The sequence below is a fragment of the Actinophytocola sp. NPDC049390 genome (assembly GCF_044466355.1).
GTDB lineage: Bacteria > Actinomycetota > Actinomycetes > Mycobacteriales > Pseudonocardiaceae > Actinophytocola.
On the sequence record NZ_JBITMQ010000009.1, the window covers coordinates 185,509 to 209,738 of the forward strand.

General features: G+C 70.2%; 24 protein-coding genes. 8 read left to right on the forward strand and 16 right to left on the reverse strand.

Going from position 1 to position 24,230, the window contains the following annotated elements; translation table 11 throughout:
* Window positions 1-5 precede the first annotated feature (5 nt).
* Complete coding sequence (locus ACIBVP_RS25265) at window positions 6-1,040, reverse strand: glycoside hydrolase family 76 protein (protein ID WP_396108966.1); 1,035 nt, start codon at window positions 1,038-1,040, stop codon at window positions 6-8.
* 182 nt (window positions 1,041-1,222) lie between these two features.
* Between ACIBVP_RS25265 and ACIBVP_RS25270 the strand changes: the two genes are divergently transcribed.
* Window positions 1,223-3,361, forward strand: a complete 2,139-nt coding sequence (locus ACIBVP_RS25270) for a molybdopterin-dependent oxidoreductase (protein WP_396108777.1) — start codon at window positions 1,223-1,225, stop codon at window positions 3,359-3,361.
* A 118-nt stretch (window positions 3,362-3,479) separates the two neighbouring features.
* Window positions 3,480-4,349, forward strand: coding sequence for a helix-turn-helix domain-containing protein (locus ACIBVP_RS25275; protein ID WP_396108778.1), 870 nt, complete (start codon window positions 3,480-3,482; stop codon window positions 4,347-4,349).
* Window positions 4,350-4,383: 34 nt separating this feature from the next.
* Here the strand turns inward: ACIBVP_RS25275 and ACIBVP_RS25280 are convergent, their stop codons facing one another.
* Window positions 4,384-4,596 carry a DUF397 domain-containing protein gene (locus ACIBVP_RS25280; protein WP_396108779.1) on the reverse strand — a complete coding sequence of 71 codons (213 nt, stop codon included), beginning with the start codon at window positions 4,594-4,596 and terminating at the stop codon, window positions 4,384-4,386.
* Window positions 4,597-4,739: 143 nt separating this feature from the next.
* On the opposite strand from ACIBVP_RS25280, the gene ACIBVP_RS25285 reads away from it, so the two are divergent.
* The gene (locus ACIBVP_RS25285) at window positions 4,740-5,375 is read left to right on the forward strand and encodes a BTAD domain-containing putative transcriptional regulator (RefSeq protein ID WP_396108780.1); all 636 of its coding nucleotides are present in this window, start codon (window positions 4,740-4,742) and stop codon (window positions 5,373-5,375) included.
* Window position 5,376: 1 nt separating this feature from the next.
* Here ACIBVP_RS25285 and ACIBVP_RS25290 read toward each other — a convergent pair whose 3' ends face one another.
* The 6 genes from ACIBVP_RS25290 to ACIBVP_RS25315 form a co-directional block, all read right to left on the reverse strand.
* Window positions 5,377-6,027, reverse strand: a complete 651-nt coding sequence (locus ACIBVP_RS25290; protein WP_396108781.1) for a TrmH family RNA methyltransferase — start codon at window positions 6,025-6,027, stop codon at window positions 5,377-5,379.
* Entirely contained in the window at window positions 5,973-6,362 is a 390-nt protein-coding gene (locus ACIBVP_RS25295; protein ID WP_396108782.1) for a DUF2784 domain-containing protein, read from the reverse strand. The genes ACIBVP_RS25290 and ACIBVP_RS25295 overlap by 55 nt, the downstream gene beginning before the upstream one ends.
* A gap of 188 nt (window positions 6,363-6,550) precedes the next feature.
* Complete coding sequence (gene pyrE, locus ACIBVP_RS25300) at window positions 6,551-7,105, reverse strand: orotate phosphoribosyltransferase (protein WP_396108783.1); 555 nt, start codon at window positions 7,103-7,105, stop codon at window positions 6,551-6,553.
* A gap of 92 nt (window positions 7,106-7,197) precedes the next feature.
* On the reverse strand, window positions 7,198-8,016 hold the full coding sequence (locus ACIBVP_RS25305) for a phospholipid scramblase-related protein (protein ID WP_396108784.1): 819 nt from the start codon (window positions 8,014-8,016) through the stop codon (window positions 7,198-7,200).
* A 59-nt stretch (window positions 8,017-8,075) separates the two neighbouring features.
* The gene (locus ACIBVP_RS25310) at window positions 8,076-8,855 is read right to left on the reverse strand and encodes an SDR family NAD(P)-dependent oxidoreductase (RefSeq protein ID WP_396108785.1); all 780 of its coding nucleotides are present in this window, start codon (window positions 8,853-8,855) and stop codon (window positions 8,076-8,078) included.
* Entirely contained in the window at window positions 8,855-9,553 is a 699-nt protein-coding gene (locus ACIBVP_RS25315; RefSeq protein ID WP_396108786.1) for a hypothetical protein, read from the reverse strand. The genes ACIBVP_RS25310 and ACIBVP_RS25315 overlap by 1 nt, the downstream gene beginning before the upstream one ends.
* A gap of 120 nt (window positions 9,554-9,673) precedes the next feature.
* Here ACIBVP_RS25315 and ACIBVP_RS25320 point away from each other — a divergent pair, with 120 nt between their 5' ends.
* From ACIBVP_RS25320 to ACIBVP_RS25335, 4 genes are read left to right on the forward strand one after another with little or no spacing between them, the layout of a single operon-like run.
* Window positions 9,674-10,063 (forward strand): GntR family transcriptional regulator, encoded by a 390-nt coding sequence (locus tag ACIBVP_RS25320; RefSeq protein WP_396108787.1) that lies wholly within the window; start codon window positions 9,674-9,676, stop codon window positions 10,061-10,063.
* Entirely contained in the window at window positions 10,060-10,941 is an 882-nt protein-coding gene (locus ACIBVP_RS25325) for an ABC transporter ATP-binding protein (protein WP_396108788.1), read from the forward strand. The genes ACIBVP_RS25320 and ACIBVP_RS25325 overlap by 4 nt, the downstream gene beginning before the upstream one ends.
* Window positions 10,938-11,921, forward strand: coding sequence for an ABC transporter permease subunit (locus tag ACIBVP_RS25330; protein ID WP_396108789.1), 984 nt, complete (start codon window positions 10,938-10,940; stop codon window positions 11,919-11,921). Before ACIBVP_RS25325 ends, ACIBVP_RS25330 begins: the two co-directional genes overlap by 4 nt.
* Window positions 11,922-11,930: 9 nt before the next feature.
* Entirely contained in the window at window positions 11,931-14,051 is a 2,121-nt protein-coding gene (locus ACIBVP_RS25335; RefSeq protein ID WP_396108790.1) for an alpha/beta hydrolase family protein, read from the forward strand.
* Window positions 14,052-14,105: 54 nt separating this feature from the next.
* On the opposite strand, the gene clpB is transcribed toward ACIBVP_RS25335, so the two are convergent.
* The gene (gene clpB, locus ACIBVP_RS25340) at window positions 14,106-16,697 is read right to left on the reverse strand and encodes an ATP-dependent chaperone ClpB (RefSeq protein ID WP_396108791.1); all 2,592 of its coding nucleotides are present in this window, start codon (window positions 16,695-16,697) and stop codon (window positions 14,106-14,108) included.
* 288 nt (window positions 16,698-16,985) lie between these two features.
* Complete coding sequence (locus ACIBVP_RS25345; RefSeq protein WP_396108792.1) at window positions 16,986-17,639, reverse strand: pyridoxamine 5'-phosphate oxidase family protein; 654 nt, start codon at window positions 17,637-17,639, stop codon at window positions 16,986-16,988.
* A 319-nt stretch (window positions 17,640-17,958) separates the two neighbouring features.
* On the opposite strand from ACIBVP_RS25345, the gene ACIBVP_RS25350 reads away from it, so the two are divergent.
* Entirely contained in the window at window positions 17,959-19,137 is a 1,179-nt protein-coding gene (locus ACIBVP_RS25350; RefSeq protein WP_396108793.1) for a globin domain-containing protein, read from the forward strand.
* A gap of 8 nt (window positions 19,138-19,145) precedes the next feature.
* On the opposite strand, the gene ACIBVP_RS25355 is transcribed toward ACIBVP_RS25350, so the two are convergent.
* The 6 genes from ACIBVP_RS25355 to dnaK all read right to left on the reverse strand — a co-directional run bounded on the left by ACIBVP_RS25355 (window position 19,146) and on the right by dnaK (window position 24,099).
* Complete coding sequence (locus ACIBVP_RS25355; protein ID WP_396108794.1) at window positions 19,146-19,544, reverse strand: type II toxin-antitoxin system VapC family toxin; 399 nt, start codon at window positions 19,542-19,544, stop codon at window positions 19,146-19,148.
* Window positions 19,541-19,810 (reverse strand): type II toxin-antitoxin system VapB family antitoxin, encoded by a 270-nt coding sequence (locus tag ACIBVP_RS25360; RefSeq protein ID WP_396108795.1) that lies wholly within the window; start codon window positions 19,808-19,810, stop codon window positions 19,541-19,543. The genes ACIBVP_RS25355 and ACIBVP_RS25360 overlap by 4 nt, the downstream gene beginning before the upstream one ends.
* 82 nt (window positions 19,811-19,892) lie before the next feature.
* Window positions 19,893-20,321, reverse strand: coding sequence for a heat shock protein transcriptional repressor HspR (locus tag ACIBVP_RS25365; protein WP_396108796.1), 429 nt, complete (start codon window positions 20,319-20,321; stop codon window positions 19,893-19,895).
* Window positions 20,321-21,508, reverse strand: a complete 1,188-nt coding sequence (gene dnaJ / locus ACIBVP_RS25370) for a molecular chaperone DnaJ (protein WP_396108797.1) — start codon at window positions 21,506-21,508, stop codon at window positions 20,321-20,323. The genes ACIBVP_RS25365 and dnaJ overlap by 1 nt, the downstream gene beginning before the upstream one ends.
* Window positions 21,509-21,529: 21 nt before the next feature.
* Entirely contained in the window at window positions 21,530-22,246 is a 717-nt protein-coding gene (grpE, locus tag ACIBVP_RS25375) for a nucleotide exchange factor GrpE (RefSeq protein ID WP_396108798.1), read from the reverse strand.
* Entirely contained in the window at window positions 22,243-24,099 is a 1,857-nt protein-coding gene (gene dnaK / locus ACIBVP_RS25380; RefSeq protein WP_396108799.1) for a molecular chaperone DnaK, read from the reverse strand. Before dnaK ends, grpE begins: the two co-directional genes overlap by 4 nt.
* Window positions 24,100-24,230: the final 131 nt, after the last annotated feature.

The window sequence follows — 24,230 nt, forward strand, 5'->3', positions numbered from 1 at the left end:
GAAACCTATCCGGCCGCGCGCTCCAGCAGTGCCGCGGCTTCCAGCACCATCCAACCGGACAGCTGAACGGACAGATCCCGTTCGACCCTGCGGTGCCCGGCCGACCTCGGCACCTGCGCGGGCTGCGACCACTCCGGGCCGAACAACGGCCCCGACCGGGCGAGCGCCCGGTTCCGCCACGCCGCCAGCGCTGAGGAGACGACCAGCTCACGGGCGGTCGACGCGGCCTCCGGCGACGGCAGGCGCAGCGCCGCCTGCGCGAGGTACCTGGCCAGGATGCCCGCGAACAGGCCGCCGTCGCCGCCGCCCCGGCCACGCAGCACGTGGTGGTCGTTGAGGTGTGCGGCGACCGCGTCGACGGTGCGCGCCGCCCGCTCCACCCAGACCCCGGACGCGTCACCTTCCGCCAGCTCGACGCAGGCGCCGAGGTACACGCCCTGGCAGTAGGTGTAGATGACCTTGACGATGTCCTTGATGGCCCCGTCCGGTTCGACGTACACGCCGTCCCACAGCAGGCCGGTCTCCGGGTCGACCAGCACCTGCGACATCCACTCGGTCATGGACCTGGCCCGCTGCGGGTCGGCGCGTTCACCGCCGCGGGTCGACCAGCGGGTGAACAGGATCGCGGCGGGACCGTTGGCCGGGACGTTCTTGAACATGTCCTTGCGCCGCCACCAGATGCCGCCGCCGCCGTGGTCGGTCCACCCGTCCCGCAGCTGGGCGGCGATCGCGGTCAGCGGCCTGGTGATCGGCACGCCCTCGCAGTCGTGCGCACGCATCAGCGCGAGGCCGAGCCACGCGATGTCGTCGTAGTAGTCGTTGGTCCAGCCGGTGAGGTTGCGCACCCGCACCCCGCGCACGAGCTTCTTGATGGTGCCCGCGCGGGCCGCGTTCGGCTGTCGTTCCTGCGCGTCGACGAGGCAGTCGAGCAGGTGCGCCTGCCACCAGTAGTTCCAGTGGATGTGCAGGCGGTTGTCCAACGACTGGGGCCAGCCCGCGACGCCGAGCCGGGTGCCGGGCAGTGCCCACACGCGGCGCAGGTGCCTGGCGAGGACCGCGCGTTCCGCGACCGCCGCACGCGCACCCCAGAGGGACGGCGGTCCCTCCGCTGTGCTCTTCGCATAGTCGGCGCGTTGCGTCACCTCTACATCGTGCGTGCTGAATCGGTTCTGATGTTTCCGCCAGGAGGGTGATGTCACCGTCCTGTGTCACAGTGAGGCCCATGACCACCACGCCGGTGACGTGTCCTCTGTGCGAAGCGACCTGCGGGCTGGCGGTGACGATCGAGGGCGACCGGGTCACCGGCGTGCGTGGGGACGACGCCGACGTGTTCTCCCACGGGTTCGTCTGCCCCAAGGGCGTGTCCCTCGGCGCGCTCCACCACGACCCGGACCGGCTGCGCACGCCGCTCGTGCGCCGCGACGGCGAGCTGGTCGAGGCCACCTGGGACGAGGCGTTCGCCGAGATCGAGCGCAGGCTCGTGCCGATCATGGCGGAGCACGGGCGGGACGCGGTCGCGGTCTACGCGGGCAACCCGGCGGTGCACAACACGTCGACCGCGCTGTACGGCCCCGCGTTCTACAAGGCGCTGGGCACCAAGAACTTCTACACGGCGGGCACCGTCGACCAGGTGCCGAAGCACTTCTCAGCCGGGCACATGTTCGGCGGCGGGTTCACGATCCCCGTGCCCGACCTGGACCGGACCGATCACCTGCTGATGCTGGGCGCGAACCCGCTCGTGTCCAACGGCAGCCTCATGACCGCGCCGGACGTGCGCGGCAGGCTCCGTGCGCTGCGCGACCGCGGCGGCAAGCTCGTGGTGGTCGACCCGAAGCGGTCACGGACCGCGGAGATCGCCCACGAGCACCACGCGATCCGCCCCGGCACCGACGCGCTGCTGCTGTTCGCGCTGGTCAACGAGCTGTTCGCGGCGGAGAAGGTGAACACGCGGGGCCTGCCGGTCGACGGCGTCGACGAGGTGCGGGCGCTGGCGGAGCCGTTCACCCCGGACGCGGTCGCGACCCACACGGGCATCGCCGCCGACGACATCCGGCGCATGGCACACGAGCTGGCCGGCGCCGAGCGGGCCGCCGTGTACGGCCGGATCGGCACCACCACACAGGCCTTCGGCACGCTCGCGAGCTGGCTGATCGACGTGCTCAACGTGCTGACCGGCAACCTGGACCGCGAGGGCGGCGCCATGTTCCCGCTCGCGGCGGCGGGCCAGTCGAACGCACGCTCGGCGAAGCGACGCGGGTTCCGGACGGGCCGGTGGCACAGCCGCGTGCGCGGGCTGCCCGAGGTGGTCGGCGAGCTGCCCGTCGCGACACTGGCCGACGAGATCACGACCCCCGGCAACGGCCAGGTGCGGGCGCTGATCACCGTGTGCGGCAACCCGTGCCTGTCCACACCGAACGCCGACCGGCTCACGGAAGCGTTGGGGAACCTGGACTTCATGGTGTCGCTCGACGTGTACCTGAACGAGACGAGCAGGCACGCGGACGTCGTGCTGCCGGGGCCGACGCCGCTGGAACGCCCGCACTACGACGTCGCGCTGTACCAGCTCGCGGTCCGCAACGTCGCGAACTGGACGCCCGCGACGCTGCCGACGGACGTGCCGCAGGAGTGGCAGACCCTGCTGCGCCTCACCGCGATCGTGACCGGCATGGGCGCGAACGCGGACCTCGACGGGCTCGACGACTTCGTGGCCGGCGAGTTGGCCAAGCGCCACGACGTCCCCGTCGGTGACCGGCGCGGGCCGGAACGGCTGATCGACATCATGCTGCGCGGCGGCCCGTACGACCTGGCGCTCGCCGACCTGGAGGCCGCGCCGCACGGCGTCGACCTCGGGCCGCTCACGCCGAGGATCCCGGACGTGCTCGGCACGCCGTCGGGCCGGATCGAGCTGGCGCCCGAGGCGATCACGGCGGACGTGCCGCGCCTCGCGGACGTGCTGGCCACGCCGGTGAACGGGGAGCTGCTGCTGATCGGACGACGCCAGCTGTCCTCGAACAACTCGTGGATGCACAACCTGGAACCGTTGGTGCGCGGGAAGAACCGGTGCACGGCACAGCTGCACCCGGCGGACGCGGGCAGGCTCGGCCTCGCCGACGGCGGCACGGCGGTGGTCCGCTCACGTGCCGGGGAGATCAAGATCCCGGTGGAGGTCACGGACGCGATCCGGCCGGGCGTGGTGAGCATCCCGCACGGGTGGGGACACGACGTGGACGGCACGCGCGCGACGGTGGCGAAGGCCCACGCGGGCGTGAACACGAACGTGCTGGCGGACGACCGGCTGCTCGACGCGCTGTCGGGCACGGCGGCCCTCAACGGCATCCCCGTGGAGATCGAACCCGTCTGATTCGATGTGATTCAGGAACGCGCTTGACAATGCACGTGCGCGTTTGTTCTGATGCTGCATCATCACGCATCATCTTGGATCATCCCGGGCTTGGATGACCGGGAAGGTTCACGGGGACATGGACACCTCCGGTGAGTTGGCGGGCAGGGAGCTGCTGGCGGCGGAGCTGCGGCGAGTCCGCGACCTCGCCGGGGTGTCCGGCCGTGACCTGGCGCGACGGATCGGCATCAGCCAGTCCAAGGTGTCCCGGATCGAGTCGGGCGCCGTCGTTCCGTCGCTGCCGGAGGTCACGGCCTGGGGAAAGGAGCTGGGGGTGTCCGCCGAGACGCAGGAGCGGCTCGCCGCCCTGATCGAGGCCGCCTACGACGAGATCCACCCGTGGCGCACGGCCGTGCGGCAGCGCCGCAACCTGCAGGACAGCATCCACCACCTCGAGTCGACCGCGACGAGGATCGCCACGTTCCAGCCCGCCCTGGTGCCGGGTCTGTTGCAGACGGCCGAGTACGCGCGCCGCGTGATCACCATGTTCCGCAGGCAGTACGACGGCGCCGATCCCGCCGCCGACGTCGCGGGCAGGATGAACCGCCAGCTCGCGCTGTACGAGACGAACCGGCACTTCGACTTCCTGATCACGGAGACCGCGCTGCGGTGGCGTCCCGGGCCGGTCTCACTGCAGGTGGCGCAGCTCGACCGCATCGGGTCCATCAGCACGCTGGAGAACGTCACCGTCGGCGTCATCCCGCTGGACGTCGAGGCCACCGCGCTCACGACCCACAACTTCGTCGTCTACGAGGGCGACGAGGACGCTGACGACGCGACGGTCACCGTCGAGACCATCCACGCCGACATGACCGTCGACACCGCCGAGCACGTGGCGCTGTACCGCTCCCGCTGGTCCGATCTGTGCCGCACGGCGCTCTTCGGTGACGACGCCCGGGAATTCCTCCGGGGCGTCGCCACCGCGCTCCGCAACAGTCACGACGAATAGGACGACGGAGTCCCCCATGGTTCGAATCCAGGAATTATCCGCGGCACCTCGGTGAGCGCGAGATTAATCCGCGCGCGAACGTCTCCCACCCGCTCCGGGTGATCAGCAGGACCGGTCCGTCGGGATCCTTCGAGTTTCGCACGCCGATGACCTCGGTCCTGGTCACCTCGACGCAGTTGCCGCCCTCGCTGAAGCTGCTCTTCACGAAGGTGGCGTGCGCTCGTATCCAGTTCTCGATGCCGTACATGACTCCATGGAAACCGAAGGCAGAAGATGACGAAAGAGGCCGGCATTCTTTCGCCCGAAAATGTCATGTTTCACCTCTTCGGCGAGGTCGGAACGGCACGGGAAAACGCACGTGCAGTTCTCGGCCCCGCCGACGAACAACGCATGGTGGTGCCGCTCCTGCTCGCCAGGGGGCGGGCGGTCTCCCGTCTCGAGCTCGCCGACTGGCTCGGCGACGACGGCTCGTTCGACGACATCGACCCGCTCATGGCCGACCTGCGCCGCAGGCTCGCGGCGCTGGGGTTCCGGCAGGCGCTGGTCAACCGGGACCAGTTGTGGCGCCTGAACATCGCGGCCGACCAGGTCGACGTGCACCGGCTGAGCGCACAGGTCGCCGCGGCCGGGCGGCTCGACGACCGCACGGCGGCGGCACGCCTGCGTGCCGTGGTCGAGCAGTGCGCGGGCGAGCCGCTCGCCGGGCTCACGGGCCGCCGGATCGCGAAGTGCCGCCACGCGCTGCGCGAGGAACGGCGGGCCGGGGAGGTCGCGCTGGTCCGCGTCGAGTGCAGGCTCGGCCGGGTCGGGCACTACGTCCCCGACCTGGTCCGGCTGTCGCACGAGCGGCTGGCGGACACCGAGGTCGTCGGGCTCACCATGTACGCGCTCGACGTCACCGGCAAGCGGGACGAGGCCGTCGAGCTGTACCACCGCTACCACGAGCACGTGGTCGAACTGGGTGTGTCGGTGCCGAAGCCGATGCTGGACCTACGGACGTGGATCAGCAAGGTGGAGAGCCACTGATTCACCAGGCCTTGTCGAGGTCGGCGTGTTCGCGGATCCACGCGTGCATGACGATGCCCGCCGCCACGCCCGCGTTGATGGAGCGCGTCGAGCCGAACTGGGCGATCGACACGACCTGGGTGGCCTGCTTGCGGGCGTCCTCGGTGAGGCCGGGGCCCTCCTGGCCGAACACGAGGACGCAGCGGCGTGGCAGCGACACCGTCTCCAGGCGGGCCGCGCCCGGGGTGTTGTCCACGGCGACGACCGCGAGCCCGTCGGCGGTGGCGAAGTCCAGCAGCGCGGCCATGTCCGGGTGGTGGTGCACGTGCTGGTACCGGTCGGTGACCATGGCACCGCGGCGGTTCCAGCGGCGGCGGCCGACGATGTGGACCGCGCGGGCCGCGAACGCGTTGGCGGTGCGGACGACCGTGCCGATGTTGTGGTCGTGCTGGAAGTTCTCGATGGCGACGTGGAAGTCGTGGCGGCGGGTGTCGAGGTCCGCGACGACGGCGTCACGACGCCAGTAGCGGTAGTGGTCGACGACGTTGCGGCGGTCGCCGTCGGTGAGCAGGGCGGGGTCGTAGCGGTCGTCGGCCGGCCAGTCACCCGGCCACGGGCCTACGCCGACCGGCTCGCCGAACTCCCACTCCGTTGGACCGGACTCCTCCGCCACCGCACCCACACTCCCACGTACGACACGACCAGCAGGACGATGGCACCCACCGCGACGACCGGCAGGAGCGGGCGGGGAATGATCTCGTCGTAGATGTAGTACTCGTTGAAACCGCCGGGCAGCGGGCCGAGGCCCTGCATGCCGCGGAACCAGTCTTCCAGGGCGGTCAGGGGGCACGGGACCGGCGTGACGTTGACCAGGACGCCCCATGCCGCGAAGAACACGTGCACGAAGATCGATCTTCGCCAGTGCCATGCCAGGAACCCGCCTAGCCCGATGTACAGCAGCGCTACGAAATGCACCACCGTGGTGACATTGGCGAGTAATCCGGGCATACGTTCACGCTACCGAAAAATCACCCCTGAGGAGGCCGTCTCGGCTGCTGCGGTGCTGGTGGCGGGCTTGCGGCGGGTGATGCGGCGGGTCGGCCGAGCGGTCTGCGCCGCAGTTCGACGTCGACCCGCCGCCACGACTCCTCGATGGCGTTCCGCTGCCGGCATGTCCCGGTCCGCGGGCCGCTCGCTCACAAACCCAGGTCGGCGAGGTTCAGCAGGTAGCGGTAGGGAAGGCCGCGTGCCTCGATGGCCTCGCGGGCACCGGTGTCCCGGTCCACGACGGTCGCGACGCCGACGACCTTGGCCCCGGCCTCCTCGAGCGCGTCGACCGCGGTGAGCACGCTGCCGCCGGTGGTCGAGGTGTCCTCGACGGCCAGCACCGGCTGCCCGGCGACCTCGATGCCCTCGACACGTCGCTGCATGCCGTGTGCCTTGGCCTCCTTGCGCACGACGAACACGTCGAGCACCTCACCCGCGGTCGCGGCGGCGTGCATCATGGCGTACGCCACCGGGTCCGCGCCGAGGGTGAGCCCGCCGGCGGCGACGTAGTCCCAGTCCGCGGTGAGCTGGCGCAGCAGCCGCCCGATGAGCGGGGCGGCCGCGTGGTGCAGGGTGGCCCGGCGGAGGTCGACGTAGTAGTCGGCGTCCTTGCCGGAAGCGAGCGTCACGCGCCCGTGCACGACGGCTAGTTCCGTGACGAGGCGGGCGAGCTCGCCCTTTGCGGTGAGGTCGAGGGTGCGCACAGGTCCACACTGTCTCACGGACCAGGGCCGATGGCGTAGCGGCACGCCAGAAGTCACACGCGGCCGGACGGCGGCACGGCCGATCCACCACGTCACCCGAAGCCGCGTTCGTCCTGCTTGAGTGCGGTGTCGACGGTCAGCGCGGAGGCGACCACCATGCTCGCCAACGGGTCCTGCAGTGGCCGGTGGACCTGCACCACGTAGTTGTCCGCGGTCGTGAACGCGGTTTTCGCGAAGCCCTCCCACGTCTTCGTGATGCGGGCGATCTCACCGCCGGTGTGGTCGAGGACGGCGAAGTTCCACGCGCGCCAGTTCTCCGCCTGGATCCCGCCGATCTGGTGCTCGCCGACGACGAACGAGAACCGGATCTTGCCGAACACGTTCTCCTGCACGATCTGGCCGACCTCGGACCCGTCCGGCCGCTGCACGATGATCCGCGACTTGAACACCTTCGCGGGCCTGGTCAGCATCAGCACCGGCTGGTGGTTGACGTCCCGCACCTCGAGGCGGTGGGTGAGGAACTGGTCGTAGCTGGTGAGGAACCGGACGGCCTTCTTGAACGCGTTCTGCCCGACCTGGGCGACCGACCCGAGCTGCCGCCCGTGCTGGTCGAACACGGCGTACTCGTTGGCCATCTCGATGAGCTTGACCTTCTGGTTGACCACGAGCACGGGCTCGGTGAACAACGTCCCGCCGCCGTACCCGGCCTGCCCGACGCCTGCGGCACGGGTCTGCTCCCGGATCTTGTCCGGGTCAGGTCCCCTGCCGACCTGTATCTCCCAGGCGCTGGCGTCGCTGCGCGGCTGTTGTTGCTGGGCCTGCTGCGTGTGCTGTGTCCACTGCTGACCGTCCCACCAACGGAGAACGGTGGACCCGGGCTGCTCGGGGTACCAACCAGGCGGCTGCGTCATGGGGGCAGCTTGTCACCGCGAACGGCGTGGCGCAGCCATTGTCCGAATACTCACGTACGTCAGGTGCGGTCGCGGCCACTCGTCACCCGGGCCTCCAGGCGCCGCAGCACGGCGCTCGGCAGCAGCCTGGGCACGGCCAGCAGCGCCTTGTACATGGCACCCGGCACCGACCGCGTCCGTCCGCGCCGGAGGTCACGCAGGCAGTCGGCCACCACGCGGTCCGCGTCCAGCATCAGGCGGTCCGGCAGGGGCGCCTTGTCGTCGCCCGCACGGTCGTGGAACTCCGTCTTCGTGAACCCGGGGCACAGCGCCATCACCCGCACGCCCGTGCCCGCGAGGTTCACGGCCATGCCCTCGGAGAACGCGGTGACCCACGCCTTCGACGCCCCGTAGGTCGGGCCGGTGGCCGGGAAGAAGCCCGCCACGCTCGACACGTTGACGACCGCGCCGTGGCCGCGGTCGATCATGCCGGGCAGCACCGCGTGGGTGAGCCGCAGCACGCTCGTGACGTTCACGTCCAGCTGGGCCTGCAGGTGGTCGAGGCCGGTGGTGGCGAACGCGCCCCGGGTACCGAAGCCCGCGTTGTTGACCAGCAGGTCGATCGGCTGCTCCGCGTTCTGCAGCCGCTCCTCCACCCGCTTGCGGGCTCTGGCGACGGACAGGTCCGCGGCCATGGGCGTGACGGTGACGCCGTGCCGGTCGGACAGCTCGGCGGCGACCTCCTTGAGCCGCTCCTTGGTGCGCGCGACGATGACCAGGTCCCAGCCCTCGGCGGCGAGCTTCCTGGCGAAGGCGGCCCCGATCCCGGCGGTGGCCCCGGTGACAAGCGCTGTCGGCATCAGTCCTGGCGCTCCCCGTGACGTCCTGACGGGTGCTCCTGTTCGCCGACCGGGTCGATCTCGGCGTCGAACGGGTCGATGACGTCCGCGATCTCGCCGACGCCACGCAGCAGCCGTTCCAGGCGGGACGGTGACGCGTGCGGTGCGACGCTCGCCAGCACCCAGCCCGCCTCGATCCACGCCACCGGGATGTCCGCGCCGATCTCCTCCGTCGCGTCCACCAGGTCCGGGGTGATCAGGCCGCGCGCGGAGTTGATGTCGGACACGAACGCGTAGCGCTGGCCGACGGGGCCGAGCAGCTCGGGCATCGTGTCGCGCTGGAACGGTGCGCTCGGCAGCCACAGCTCGACCACGGCGGGCAGCACGCGGCGGCACTGGACGGCGACGACCACCGCGACGACGCGGCCGTTCGACTCCAGGTCGAACACGTACACCTTGCGGCGTCCGTCGGCGGTGAAGGTCGACCCGGCGACCACGTCGCGCGCGACACCACCACCGTGGAACGCGATCGCGCCGCCTTCCCACTGGGTCGGCAGCAGGTGGTCGGTTTCCGCGAACTGCCAGCCCCGCAGCGCGGCCCAGCGGCGGCGCTCCCGGTTTCGCGAGGTCAGGCGGGCGCGGTCACGCAGCAACAGCGCGGCGCCGGCCAGCCCGGCGACCACCGCCACGACGAACCACACCCATGCCGGTATGCCCACCCGCCAAAGAGTAGCCGTCATGGCGCCGGAACGAAGATCACAGGCCCCTTGTCACTCGTAGTAGCGCACCGGCCGCCTGTTTATCTATAGTGCTAGGTAGCTAGATAAATGGAGGAAGTCGTGATCGAGTTTCACCTGGACGGCAGGTCCGGCCTGTCGCCCTACCAACAGGTGGTCCAACAGGTGCGGCACGCGCTCCGGCTGGGCCTGCTCCGCGAAGGCGACCAGCTGCCGAAGGTCAAGGACGTGGTCGCCGCACTCGCGATCAACCCGAACACCGTGCTCAAGGCGTACCGGGAGCTGGAACACGAAGGGCTCGTCGCGGCACGGCCGGGCGTGGGCACGTTCGTGACGGCCACGCTCGCCCACAACACGCTCGCCCACGGCCCGCTGCGCCAGGACCTGCGGCGCTGGCTCGCCAAGGCCCGCAAGGCCGGTCTCGACGACGAGAGCATCGAGGCGTTGTTCATGTCCACGTTTCGCGACGCCGCGAGAGAGGACATAGCGTGACCGTCCTGCGGGCCCAGGGACTGGGCAAGAAGTACAAGCGCCGGTGGGCACTCGCCGGCTGCACGCTGGAGATCGAGCCGGGTCACGTGACCGGTCTCGTCGGCCCGAACGGGGCGGGCAAGTCGACGCTGCTGAACCTCGCCGCGGGCATGCTCGAACCGACCGCCGGGACCATCGAGGTGTGCGGCGGCCTGCCGGGCAGCGGCCCCGAGCAGCTGGCGAAGGTCGGCTACGTCGCGCAGAGCACGCCGGTCTACGCGGGACTGACCGTCGAGGACCACCTGCGGCTCGGTGAGCGGCTCAACCCCAACTGGGACGCGAAGCTCGCGCAGCGGCGGATCGAGCGGATCGGGCTCGACCCGAAGCAGCAGGCCGGAAAGCTCTCCGGCGGTCAGCGCGCACAGCTCGCGCTCACCATCGGCATCGCGAAACGGCCCGAGCTGCTGCTGCTCGACGAACCGGTCGCCGCGCTCGACCCGCTCGCGCGCCGCGAGTTCCTGTCCGACCTCATGGAGGCGGTCGCGGAGCACGGCGTGTCGGTCGTCCTGTCGTCCCACCTGGTCGCGGACCTGGAGCGGGTGTGCGACCACATGATCGTGCTCGTCGACTCGCAGGTGCGGATCGCAGGCGACGTCGAGGACCTGCTCGCCACGCACCACCGGTTGAGCGGCCCCCGGCGCGACCTCGACACGCTGCCGTCGGACCAGCACGTGATCTCGTCGAGCCACACCGACCGGCAGACCACGGTCGTCGTGCGCACGGACGGACCGGTCCTCGATCCAACGTGGACGGTCGGGAGCCTCACCCTGGAGGACCTGGTGCTCGAGTACATGAGCAACCCGGTCACCGCCCGCCCCGCACTGGAGGTCCTGCGATGACCTGGTTGACCTGGCGGCAGTTCCGGATCCCGGCCGCTTCGGTGTACGCGGCGGTCGTCGCGGTGTGCGCGTTCCTCGCGATCACCGGCCAGAACCTGGTGAACCGCACGGACTTCTCCGACATGGACGTGATGTACGGCGGCACGTCGATCATGGTGTACGCGCTGCCGGCCGTCATCGGCGTGTTCTGGGGCGTGCCGCTGGTGGCGCGCGAGCTGGAGACCGGCACGCACAACCTCGTGTGGAACCAGAGCATCACCCGCGGCCGCTGGCTCACGACGAAGCTGGGCGTCGGTGTCGTGGCGGCCGTGATCGCCGCCGGTCTGCTCAGCGCCGCCGTCAGCTGGTGGGCGGGCCCCATCGACGCCGCGGCCGCGCAGGAGACCGAGTACTTCGCGTTGACACGCATGTCACCGGTGTTCTTCGCGGCACGCGGCATCGCGCCGGTCGGGTACGCCGCGTTCGCGTTCGTGCTCGGGGTCGCGGTCGGCGTCCTGTTGCGCCGCACGGTCGCCGCCATGGCCGTCACGCTCGTCGTGTTCACGGCCGTGATGGTCGCGGTGCCGTTGTTCGTCCGGCCGTACGTGCTGCCGCCGGTCGAGGAGACGATCGCCATCGAGCCGAGCTCGATCATGGGCATCAAGGGGAACGAGAGCGGCGTGATCGAGGAGATCGTCTTCCCGAAGCCGCCGGGTGCGTGGATGCTCGCCAACGAGACCGTCGACTCGACGGGCACCGCGGTCCGCCCGCTGCCCGAGGTGGGCGATTGCCTGCCGCCCCCGGCGAGCGAGGATCGCCTGCCGGACATCGCACAGATCAAGGCGTGCATCGGGAAACTGGCCGATCTCGGCTACTCCCAGCGCGTCACCTACCAGCCCGGCAGCCGTTTCTGGCCGCTGCAATGGCTGGAGACCGGCCTGTTCCTCGCCCTTTCCGCGCTGCTGGCCTGGTTCTGCTACCGACGAATTCGCCATGTGTGAGGGGGATCCATGCGTACCGTCACCGTCCTGACCGCGCTCGCGCTCACCGTGCCCGCGGCGCCCACCGCGACCGCGGACCAGGCACTCCGGCTACCCGCACCGACGGGGACACAGGCGGTCGGGACGACCGCGCTGTACCTGAAGGACACGTCCAGACCCGACCCGTGGCTGCCCGACGTGCCCTACCGGGAACTGATGGTGTCGCTGTTCTACCCGACCGCGTCCTCCCACGGACCGAAGGCGCGGTACATGACGCCGGACGAGTCCCGGTTGTTGCTGGCGGACGGCGGTCTCACCGACCTGCCCCCCGACCTGCTGAGCACGGTGCACACCAACGCCGTCCAGAACGCCCCGCTCTCGGGACGGCCACGGAGCCTGCCGCTGGTCGTGCTGTCGCCCGGCCACAGCAAGCCCCGCGCCACGCTCACGGCGACGGCCGAGGACCTGGCGAGCCACGGTTACCTGGTCGCGGTCGTCGGCCACACCCACGAGAACGTCGGGCAGTCCTTCCCCGACGGGCGGATCACCACGTGCGTCACGTGCGAGATGGCCAAGGACGAGTCGGACTGGATCAGGCTGACCCAGGGCCGGGCGGACGACGTGTCGTTCACGCTCGACGAACTGCTCCGCCGGTACCGGCAGATCGACCCGTCCCGCATCGCGATGGGCGGTCACTCCGCCGGTGGCGCGAGCGGCGTTCCCGCGCTGCTCACCGACTCCCGGATCAGGGCCGGGTTCGACGTCGACGGCAGCACCCACGACGTCATCCCGGAAAGCGGGCTGGCGAAGCCGTTCCTGTTCCTCGGCCGGGCGGAGCAGTACACGCCGGGCAGCGGCGCACCGGCCGGCACCTGGGAGACCAGCTGGGCGGACATGACCGGCTGGAAACGCTGGCTGCTCGTCGACGGCGCGAAGCACGTGTCGTTCACCGACGTCGGGATCCTGTTGGAACAGATGGGTTTCGACACCGGGGCCACCACCACGGCCGAGCGGACGCAGGCCATCACACGCACCTACGTCCGGGCGTTCCTGGACCTGCACCTGCGCGGGAAAGCCCAGCCGCTGCTGGACGAACCGTCGTCGCGGTACCCCGAGGTGACGTTCCCGAAGAACCTCACGCTGCCGGAGCCGACGGGGCAGCGGCCGGTCGGTTCGAGGTCGCTGTACCTGAAGGACACGTCCAGGCCCGACCCGTGGGTGCCTTCGGTGCCCTACCGGGAGCTGATGGTCACGCTGTTCTACCCGACGGCGAGGTCGCACGGCGAGAAGACCGCGTACGTGACCGCGGCGGAATCGGCGGCGCTGCTGGAGGACGGCGGCCTCACCGACCTGCCGCCGGACCTGCTGACGACCGTGCGGACCAACTCCGTGCGGAACGCCCGGCCCGTCGGCCGGTCGCCGCTCGTGGTGCTGTCGCCGGGTTACACGAAGCCACGCGCGACGCTCACCGCGCTGGCCGAGGACCTCGCGAGCCACGGCTACTTCGTCGCGGTCGTCGGTCACACGTACGAGAACTACGGCACGAGCTTCCCCGACGGGCGGTTCGTCGGCTGCGCGTCGTGCGAGGTCGACCACCTGCCGGGGTTCTGGGAGACACTGGCGCGGAGCAGGGCGAAGGACGTGTCGTTCGTGCTCGACGAGCTGCTTCGCCGGTACCGGCGGATCGATCCGGCGCGGATCGCGATGGGCGGTCACTCGGCGGGCGGTGGCAGCGCGACCACCGCGCTGGTCGCGGACGAGCGGATCACGGCCGGGTTCGACATCGACGGCCGGGCGTACATCCCGTTGACCGAGAACCTGGATCGCCCGTTCCTGTACCTGATCAAGTACCCGCCAGGTGCGCCGTTCCCGTCCTGTTCTGAGCCGTTCGTCAAGGACGACTGGCGGCACCTGACCGCGTGGAAGCGGTGGCTCACGCTGCACGGTGCGCAGCACGCGTCGTTCACCGACGTCGGTCTGCTGGCCGACCAGCTGGGCGTCGACCTCGGCGCGACCGTCGACGGGAAGCGGGTGCAGGCGATCACGCGGGCGTACGTCGGCGCGTTCCTGGACCGGAACCTGCGTGGCGAGGAGCGACCACTGCTGACGGCGCCGTCACCGGAGTACCCGGAGATCTCCTTCTGCGCCTGATGACATGAAGGGGTCCTTCCTCACGCACGGCGTGAGGAAGGACCCCTTCATCACCTACAGGGCGCGGCCGACGATCAGCGCCGCGTTGTCCGGGGTGACGTCCACGCGGACCGTGTCGCCGTCGCGGATCTCGCCCGACAGCAACGACTTCGCTAGCTGGTCACCGATGGCCGACGACACCAGCCGCCGCAGCGGACGCGCTCCGTACACCGGGTCGAAACCGTTGATGGCCAGCCAGTCCCGCGCCGCCGGGCTCACGTCCAGCGTGAGGCGGCGGGCCGTCAGGCGACGGCCGAGCGCGGCGATCTGGATGTCCACAATGGACGTCAGCTCCTCGGTCGCGAGCGAGCCGAACACGACCACGTCGTCGAGCCGGTTCAGGAACTCCGGCTTGAAGTGCCGCTGCACCACCGAAAGCACGGCGTCCCTGCGCTGTTGCTCGTCGAGCGTCACGTCCGCGATCGCCTGCGAACCGAGGTTCGACGTCAGCACGAGGATCGTGTTGCGGAAGTCGACCGTGCGGCCCTGCCCGTCGGTCAGGCGACCGTCGTCGAGGACCTGCAGCAGCACGTCGAACACGTCCGGGTGCGCCTTCTCGACCTCGTCCAGCAGCACCACGCTGTACGGGCGCCGCCGCACGGACTCGGTGAGCTGGCCGCCCTGGTCGTAGCCGACGTAGCCGGGCGGCGCGCCGACCAGCCGCGCGACCGAGTGCTTCTCCGAGTACTCGGACATGTCGATGCGGATCATGGCCCGCTCGTCGTCGAACAGGAACTCCGCCAGGGCCTTCGCCAGCTCGGTCTTGCCGACACCGGTGGGGCCGAGGAACAGGAACGAGCCCGTCGGCCGGTCCGGGTCCGCGACACCGGCGCGTGCGCGCCGCACCGCGTCGGACACGACCCGCACGGCCTCGGCCTGGCCGACGACCCGCCCGCCGATGGCCTCCTCCATGCGCAGCAGCTTCGCGGTCTCGCCCTCGAGCAGCCTGCCCGCCGGGATGCCGGTCCACGCGGACACGACGTCCGCGACGTCGTCCGGGCCGACCTCCTCCTTCAGCATGGCCTGCTCCTCGGCCCGCTCGGCGGTCGCGGTGGCGGCCTCCAGGTCCTTCTCCAGCGTCGGAATACGCCCGTACCGCAGCTCGGCGGCACGACCGAGGTCACCGTCGCGCTCGGCCCGCTCCGACTCGCCGCGCAGCTGCTCCAGCTCCTCCTTGAGGTCGCGGACCTTCTCGATGGCGCCCTTCTCGTTCTGCCAGCGGGCGGTCAGCGCGGTCAGCGCCTCCCGCTTCTCGGCCAGCTCACCGCGCAGGGCGGCCAGCCGCTCCCGCGACGCGGGGTCGTCCTCCTTCTCGAGCGCCATCTCCTCGATCTCGAGGCGCCGCACGGCCCGCTCGACCTCGTCGATCTCGACCGGCCGGGAGTCGATCTCCATGCGCAGGCGGGACGCGGCCTCGTCGACCAGGTCGATGGCCTTGTCCGGCAGGAAGCGCGCGGTGATGTACCGGTCGGACAGCGCGGCCGCGGCGACGAGCGCACCGTCGGTGATCCGCACACCGTGGTGCACCTCGTAGCGCTCCTTGAGGCCACGCAGGATGCCGACGGTGTCCTCGACGGACGGCTCGCCGACCAGCACCTGCTGGAAGCGGCGCTCCAGCGCGGCGTCCTTCTCGATGTGCTCGCGGTATTCGTCGAGCGTGGTCGCGCCGACCATCCGCAGCTCACCTCGGGCGAGCATCGGCTTGATCATGTTGCCCGCGTCCATCGCGCCCTCGCCGGTCGCGCCCGCGCCGACGATCGTGTGCAGCTCGTCGATGAACGTGATGACCTGGCCCGCCGAGTCGGTGATCTCCTTGAGGACGGCCTTCAGCCGCTCCTCGAACTCGCCGCGGAACTTCGCGCCGGCGACCATGGACCCGAGGTCCAGCGCCACGACCTTCTTGCCCCGCAGCGACTCCGGCACGTCACCGGCCACGATCCGCTGGGCGAGCCCCTCGACGATCGCGGTCTTGCCGACGCCCGGCTCACCGATCAGCACCGGGTTGTTCTTGGTCCGCCGCGACAGCACCTGCACGACCCGGCGGATCTCGGCGTCCCGGCCGATGACCGGGTCCAGCTCGCCCTTGCGCGCCCGGTCGGTGAGGTCGAGGCCGTACTTCTCGAGCGCCTTGTAGGTCGACTCGGGGTCGGGGCTGGTGACCCGCGCCGAGCCGCGCACGTTGGCGAAGGCCTCACGCAGCGCCTCGGGGGTCGCGCCGTGCCGGTTCAGCAGCTGACCGACCGCACCGCCCTGCGCGGCGAGGCCGACCAGCAGGTGCTCGGTGGAGACGTACTCGTCGCCCATCTCGGTCGCGAGCTTCTGCGCGTGCGTGACCGAGCGCAGTGCCTCACCGTCGAGCTGTGGCGCGGACACGGTCGAGCCGGTCGCGGACGGCAGCGAGTTCGCCAGCTGGTCCAGCTCCTTGCGCACCACGTTCGGGTCGGCACCGACCGCCTGCAGCAGCGGCGCGGTCAGCCCGTCGCCCTGCGCGAGCAGCGCGCCGAGCAGGTGCACGGGCTTCACATCGGGGTTGCCCGCCACCGTCGCGGCCTGCGCCGCGGCCGAGATGGCCTGCTGGGTCTTGGTCGTCGGGTTGAAAGCGTCCATGGTCCCCTCACGTGCAACGTTCTGACTCACTATGCCTAACGTCAGCAAAGTTGAGCGTGTTCCGCTCAACCTCGACTTAGCGCAAGGTCACGATGGCCTGGTTCCGCCTCACCCACATGTCCTAACAGGGTTGTCCACAACAGGTACCCACCTGTCCACAAACCCCAGGTGTTTATCCACAGGCAGGTGTGCACGATGCACCTCGGCGCCAAGGTCAAGAGTTCCCGGCGTGGCGCGCTACCGCCACCCGAGTGATGTGTTGGACGGTTCGCTCCGCACGCGCCGCGATCAGCTCAGCGGTGCGGGCGCGTTCTGGCGCGCGCGGACGTTGAAGTAGTCCCCACCCTTGCGCCGCGTGTCGTCGGTGCCCCAGTCCCGGTCGCGGGAGACCGGCCGCAACCGCGGGATGTGCTTGCGGCAGTGGACGTAGGCCTCCTCCACGTGCACGACGACCCAGCGCTCGGGGGTGCGCCCGCGTTCGTCGCCGGCGGGGAGGCCGGGGTGGTCGCGCCGCAGCTCGGTGTCGTCGATGATGCCGGCGCGGCCGTTGACGTGCAGCCCGATCAGGTCCCGCACGAAGTCGATCATCAGCACGGCGACGTGCGGGTTCTCGCTGATGTTGCCGAGGCTCGCCAGCACGCCGTTGCCCCGGTACTCGGGGTAGGCGACGCGCCGTGGGTCGAGGACGTGCAGGAAGCCGGGCGGGCCCGCGCGGAAGCTGGAGTCGCACTCGCCGGCGGCGTCGGCCGTGCCGACGAACGCCATCTCCATCCGCCCGACGAACTCGACCATCTCGGGGTTCAGGTGGTCGAGCACCTGGTCGCGGTAGAAGCGCTCGGCACGGTCGGTCGTGCCGTAGGCCCGCTGCAGCAGCCGCTCGCCATCGCACCCTGGTACCGAAAGTGAGCCGATCGGGTGAAATTGGACCGTCGGGGGGTCCACTGGCGGTGGCGGCGCCGTTACCGGGGGTTCCGCGATCTCTAGGTCGAGGAGGGCCGCATCAGCGACGCCCGTGGGAGTCACCAGATCAGGACGCACGGCGGACACGGTTTCATAACGGCGAGGTAAATGCGAACACGTCCCCGGCATGTCGCCCGAACGTTCCAACTGACCACTCCACGTAGTTGCCAATCACACGAAAGTGGAAGGAGGGCGGACAACCGGGGAGTTTCCGTCTAGTGTCTCGATGTCGGGGACGGATGACGTCCGAGGTGACCTGGCGTCGAGCCCCGGACGCCGAGAGGTGGACTGTGTCCCGACCATGACAGCCAACGCCGTGGTAAGCCCGTTACCCAACCAGGACGGCCGGCAGCAGAGCGAGGAACCACTCGCGACGATGGTGCGCCTGGTCCGTGACAGCTGGACCGTCGCGGAACCGCACGCCGACCTGGTCGCGAAGCACTTCTACGCGACGCTGTTCGGCATCGCGCCCGCCACCCGGGAGATGTTCCCGGTGAACATGGAGGTGCAGCGCTCGCGGCTGCTGCGCGCCCTCGTCCACATCGTCCAGATGGTGGACCGCCCGGACGACCTGCTGCCCTTCCTGCGGCAGCTCGGCCGTGACCACCGCAAGTTCGGCGTGATCCCGAGCCACTTCGAGGCCGTCGGCATGGCGCTGCTCGCCGCGATCAAGCAGTACGCGAAGCCCGCGTGGACCGACGAGGTCGAACGGGCGTGGGCCGAGGCGTACACGATCATGGCCAGGGCGATGCTGGAGGCGTCGACCGCCGACGACGGCCCCGCCTGGTGGAACGGCACCGTCGTCGAACGCCACCGCCTGACGAGGGACCTGGCGGTGGTCCGGGTGCGCCCGGACCAGCCGGTGCCGTACCAGCCGGGGCAGTACCTGAGCATCGAGGTGCCGCAGCGGCCCAGGATGTGGCGCTACCTCACCCCGGCCACCGCGCCACGCGAGGACGGCCTGCTGGAGTTCCACATCCGCGCGGTGCAGACCGGCTGGGTCTCCCGCGCGATCGTGACGCACGGCGAGGTCGGCGACGTGTGGCGCATCGGCCCGCCGATGGGCCGCCTGGCGGTGAACCGCGAGTCCGGCCGGGACGTGCTGATGATCGCGGGCGGCACCGGCATCGCCCCGATGCGCGCGATCGTCGAGCACCTGGCGCAGTGGGGCGAGAACCCGAAGGTCCAGCTCTTCTTCGGCGGCCGTGTCCGCGCCGACCTGTACGACCTGGAGATCCTCCAGAACACGGCGACGACCAACCCGTGGCTGAAGGTCGTTCCGGTGCTGGAGTCGGACTCGACGCTGCCCGCGGTGGAGAAGGGCACGCTGGCGGACGTGGTCACCCGCTACGGTGCCTGGCAGGACCACGACGTGCTCGTGTCCGGCTCACCGGCCATGGTCCGGTCGACGGTGTCGCGGATGCTGGTCGCGGGAACAGCGCTGGACCGCATCACGTACGACCCGTTCACCGTGGACTGATCTACCGGTCACGCGGGCTTGATCGCCAGTTCGAGATCCGTCTGCGCGAAGTCGTCACCTGCACAGAGAAGCGGCTCGCCCGCGACGTATGCCGTCGCGTACGTGAGGCAGTCGCCGAAGTTCAGTGCTGCCGGATGACGTCCCTTGCCGTAGCGGACGAACGCGCTCTGCGCGGTCCGCCAGTGCGCGTCGCTGAACGACAGCACGTCGACGTTCACTTCTCGCAAGAGAGACAGAAGCATCGTCCGGCCCTCGTCACCCAGCCTGCCGGTCAGCACCATCGCCGTTTCCACGAGAGTGGGCGCGCCGACCCGACAGGCATCCGCGGTCTCGAGCGCCTCGAGAACGCGTTCGCTGCCCTCTTCCCGCAGGATGACCGCCACGACGGCCGAGCTGTCGATGATCACACGCCCTCCGGGCCATAGCCGAGGATCTCTTCACGTTCGGCCTTCGTCATCGGCGGCTGGCCCTGGAGTTCGGTCGGTACTCGCGGCCAGATCTCGTCCTCGAGGAAACGTCGGAGAGTCCGGGCTCGCGGCCCGCTCCGGGCGGTCAACCGCTCACGGCGTTCACGAAGGGCGACGCGGACGGCGGCGGTCTTGCTTTCACCGGTCAGGGCGGCGACCTCAGCGGCAAGTCGCTCAGCCTCCGGATCCTTGATGTTCAAGGCCATGGTGTAAAGGTACCAACAATGGTGTAACGCGCCGGGCGGCGCTTCCGGTGCGTTGACCGAAAGCGCCGCCCGGTTTGTACAGCTACTTCTTGCGTGGCTTCCACACCACCAGTGCGGTCTGGCGCGTCACCGGCACCAGTTCGTTCCGGTAGGAGCGGTGGATGGCGGCCGCGGCCTGTTCGGCGGCCGCGTGGACCGCCGCCAGTTCCTCGGTCAGCTCCGCCACCCTGGCGCGCAGCGCGTCGACCTCGTTCTCGAGTTCGATGATGCGCTTGATCCCGGCCAGGTTGACGCCGTGCTCCTGGGACAGCCGCTGCACCTCGCGGAGCACGGCGATGTCCCGCATGGAGTACCGGCGGCCGCCGCCGGACGTGCGGCCGGGAGAGACGATGCCCATCCGGTCGTAGCCGCGCAGGGTCTGTGCGTGCAGCCCGGACAGCTCGGCGGCCACGGAGATCACGAAGACGGGTGTGTCCTCGTCCGCTCCGGGCGGGAACGGGAACCCGGTCATCACCGACTCCGTTCGGTCAGCATCGCGGTCAGATCCGGTCGGGGGTCGTGCTCCGCGGTCGCGGCCGCGTACTGCTCGAGCGCGGCCTTGGCGTTGTCGTCCATGGTGGACGGAACCGCCACCTGCAGGGTCACCAGCAGGTCGCCCGCCTGGCCGTCGCGCCGGACGATGCCCTTGCCGCGCACGCGCAGGACCCGGCCGCTGGCCGTGCCGGGAGCCACCCGCAGGGCGACCTTGCCCTCGAGTGTCGGCACCTCCAGTGTCGTGCCCAGCGCCAGCTCGGCGAAGGTCACCGGCACCTTCAACGTCAGATCGTTGCCCGACCGGCCGAACACCGCGTGCGGCGCGACGTGCACCCGCACGTACAGGTCGCCCGCGTTGCCGCCGCCGTTGCCCGGTTCGCCCTGGCCCGCGAGGCGGATCCGCTGGTCGTCGTCGACGCCCGGCGGGATGCGCACGGTCAGGGTCCGCTGCTTCGTGCTGACGCCGTCACCGCCGCACTCGGGGCACGGGTCGTCGACGATCCGGCCCGTCCCGCGGCAGTCCCGGCACGGCTCGCTGAACGCGAACGCGCCCTGCGACCGGCTGACCAGGCCCGCGCCCGCACACGTGGGACACGTGCGTGGCGTCGTGCCCGGCTTGGCGCCGGAGCCGTGGCAGGTGTCGCACGTGGAGGGACTCGACAGGCGCAACGGGACGGTCGCGCCCTTCACCGCCTCCACGAAGTCGATCCGCACCTCGGTCTCCACGTCGGCGCCCCGCCGCGCGCGGTTGGTGGCAGCCGTTCCGCTGCCTCGGCGGCCGAACAGGTTGCCGAGCAGATCGCTGAACCCGCCGCCCGCGGCACCGCCGCCGGTCTGCGTGCCGGCGAAGATGTCGCTGAAGTCGAACGTCGATCCGCCGCCGCCCCCGCCGAAACCGCCGAAGCCGCCGGGGCGGAACCCGCCGGCTCCGAAGAGCCGGCGGGCCTCGTCGTACTGCTTGCGCTTCTCCGCGTCGCCGAGGACCCCGTAGGCCTCGGAGACCGCCTTGAACCGCGCCTCCGCCTGGGCGTTGCCCGGGTTGGCGTCGGGGTGCAGCTCACGAGCGAGCTTGCGGTACGCCTTCTTGATCTCGGCGTCGGTGGCGTCGGACGAGACGCCCAACTCGCGGTAGAAGTCCTTGTCGATCCAGTCCCGCGCACTCACCGGACGTCCCCTCCCTCCGGATCAGATCTGCTCGTTCGTCTTGTCGTTCGGGTCGAACCAGCCTGCCGACGCCTCGTCCTCGGACTGGTCGGCGGGCGCCGCATCGGCCTGACCCGGTTCGTGGTCGGTGACCGCGACCAGCGCGGCCCGCACGATCCGGTCACCGAACCGGTAGCCGCGGCGCAGCACCGCGGTCACGGTCGGCCCGGCGACGTCCGGTGACGTGTCGTGCTGGACGGCCTCGTGCACCGACGGGTCGAACGGCTCGCCCTCGTGCCCGAACGCCTCCAGGCCCGTGCGCTCCAGTGTCACCACGAGCTTGTCGGCGACCGCCTTGAACGCACCGGTCAGGTCGCCGTGCTGGGCGGCGCGCTCGATGTCGTCGAGCACGGCCAGCAACTCGCCCGCCACCGACGCCTTCGCGGTGTTGACCACGGACTCGCGGTCCCGGTCGATCCGCTTGCGGTAGTTGGCGTACTCGGCCTGCAGTCGCTGCAGGTCCGCGGTCCGCTCGTCGAGCTGCGCCTTCAGCTCCGCCTCCTGACTCGGCACGACCTCCGCCTCGACGGCGGTCTCGGGTGCGGCACCGGCCTCGGCCTCCGGCGCGCCCGCCTCCTGTTCGGGGGCGGGCGGCCGGACCTCGCCGGTGTCCGGATCAATTCGACGCCGGTCGCGCACCACTACGCGTGGCTCCTCTCCGTGGTCGTCGGTCGATCGCGGCTGCGACGGGGTAGTCACTTCTTGCCGTCCTCGTCGACGATCTCGGCGTCCACGACGTCCTCGGCGCCCGCGGACTGCTGCTGGCCACCGGCCTGCTCACCGCCCGCGGCACCCGCGTCCTGGGTGGCGCCGGTCTGCGCGTAGATCGCGGAGCCCATGGCCTGCGACTCGGTCGCGAGCTTCTCCATCGCGGTCTTGATGGCCGCGATGTCGGTGCCCTTCAGCGACTCCTCGGCCTCCTTGATCGCGGTGTTGACCTTGTCCTTGACCTCGGCAGGGATCTTCTCGTCGTTGTCCTTGACGAACTTCTCCGTCTGGTAGACGAGCGTCTCGGCCTGGTTGCGGGTCTCGGCCTCCTCGCGGCGGCGCTTGTCCTCCTCGGCGTGCGCCTCGGCGTCCTTGACCATGCGGTCGATGTCGTCCTTCGGCAGCGCCGAGCCGCCGGTGATCGTCATCGACTGCTCCTTGCCGGTGCCGAGGTCCTTCGCGTTGACGTGGACGATGCCGTTCGCGTCGATGTCGAAGGTGACCTCGATCTGCGGCACGCCGCGCGGTGCCGGCGGGATGCCCGTGAGGTCGAAGGTGCCCAGCTTCTTGTTGTGCACCGCGATCTCGCGCTCACCCTGGAAGACCTGGATGCCGACCGTGGTCTGGCCGTCGTCCGCGGTGGAGAAGATCTCCGACCGCTTGGTCGGGATGGTCGTGTTCCGCTCGATGAGCTTGGTGAACACGCCGCCCTTGGTCTCGATGCCCAGCGACAGCGGGGTGACGTCCAGCAGCAGGACGTCCTTGACGTCACCGCGCAGGACACCGGCCTGCAGGGTCGCGCCGACGGCGACGACCTCGTCCGGGTTCACGCCCTTGTTCGGCTCCTGGCCGCCCGTCAGCTCCTTGACCAGCTCGGTCACGGCCGGCATGCGGGTCGAGCCACCCACCAGCACCACGTGGTCGATGTCGCCGACCTTGATGCCGGCGTCCTTGATCACGTTGTTGAACGGCGCGCGGGTGCGGTCCAGCAGGTCGCTGGTGATCCGCTGGAACTCGGCGCGGGACAGCGTCTCGTCGAGGAACAGCGGGTTCTTGTCCGCGTCGACCGTGATGTACGGCAGGTTGATGTTGGCGCTGTTGCTGCTGGAAAGCTCGATCTTCGCCTTCTCGGCGGCCTCACGGATGCGCTGCAGCGCCATCTTGTCCTTGGTGAGGTCGATGCCGGAGGACTGCCTGAACTTCTCGACCAGCCAGTCGACGATCCGCTGGTCCCAGTCGTCGCCACCGAGGTGGTTGTCACCGGACGTGGCGCGGACCTCGACCACGCCCTCGCCGATCTCCAGCAGCGACACGTCGAACGTGCCACCACCGAGGTCGAACACGAGGATGGTCTGCTCCTTCTCGCCCTTGTCCAGGCCGTAGGCCAGCGCGGCCGCGGTCGGCTCGTTCACGATCCGCAGCACGTTCAGGCCGGCGATCTGCCCGGCCTCCTTGGTGGCCTGGCGCTGGGCGTCCTCGAAGTACGCCGGGACGGTGATGACCGCGTCGGTGATGGGCTCGCCGAGGTAGGCCTCCGCGTCGCGCTTCAGCTTCATCAGCACACGGGCGCTGATCTCCTGCGCGCTGTAGGACTTGCCGTCGATCTCCGTCGACCAGCCGGTGCCCATGTGCCGCTTGACCGAACGGACCGTGCGGTCCACGTTGGTCACGGCCTGGTTCTTCGCCGGCTGACCGGTCAGCACCTCGCCGTTCTTGGCGAAGGCGACGATGGACGGGGTCGTCCGCGAACCCTCGGAGTTGGCGATCACCGTCGGCTCACCGCCCTCGAGGACAGCGACGACGGAGTTGGTCGTCCCCAGGTCGATACCGACCGCTCGCGCCATTGGTTTCCCTCCTGCTTTCTGCTCCTGGCTGGGTTGAGTGAATACCGCTCAAGTTTGCCGTCGGATCTGATCAATCGTCAAACCAGACTTGAGCCCCTCGCGCTCAACCTTTCTGAACCCCTCAACGACCG